Genomic DNA, 565 nt, shown 5'->3' on the forward strand with positions numbered 1-565 from the left:
TTTTGAGGGAAGCATGAAAAGATTCCATTGGTGCATTATCGTATGGACACCCCTTACGGCTGTAAGAGTGGCGGATATGTAGTTCTGTTAACCGTTGGTTGTAATCATCGCTGGTGTACTGTGATCCTAAGTCTGTGTGGATAATCAGGTCCCCAGTAATGGTTCGATTTTTAACCGCGCTTTCCAGGGTCTTTAAGACTAAATCAGTATCCATCTTTTTTGAGAATGAATAGCCGATAATTCGTCTTGAGTGCAGATCCATGATGGTTGATAAGTAACACCAGCCATTACGCTTCGTTTGAATATAGGTCATATCAGCGGTCCATTTTTGATTTAAACCAGTGGTCGAGAAATCCTGCTTAAGCAAGTTGGGACGCTGTTCAACCTTGGTTTTGGAAGCCGAAGCCGCTTTCCATTTATTGACGGTAACGGAGTGGATATCCAGTTCCTTCATGAGCCGGGAAATCCGTCTTGGGCTGCACCGACGCTGCAGTGGTTGAAGTTCCAGATTCAATTCATGGTGGATCTTCATAACACCGTATCGCTGCTTAAATTCCGCAAAGAT

The 565-nt window shown here is 44.2% G+C and carries 1 protein-coding gene; it reads right to left on the bottom strand.

What is annotated here, in order from left to right; all coding sequences use genetic code 11:
• A partial coding sequence (locus FD33_RS12865) for an IS3 family transposase (RefSeq protein WP_156407823.1) occupies positions 1 to 532 on the bottom strand: 532 nt, incomplete at its 3' end.
• Positions 533 to 565: the final 33 nt, after the last annotated feature.

Source organism: Companilactobacillus paralimentarius DSM 13238 = JCM 10415 (assembly GCF_001434985.1).
GTDB lineage: Bacteria > Bacillota > Bacilli > Lactobacillales > Lactobacillaceae > Companilactobacillus > Companilactobacillus paralimentarius.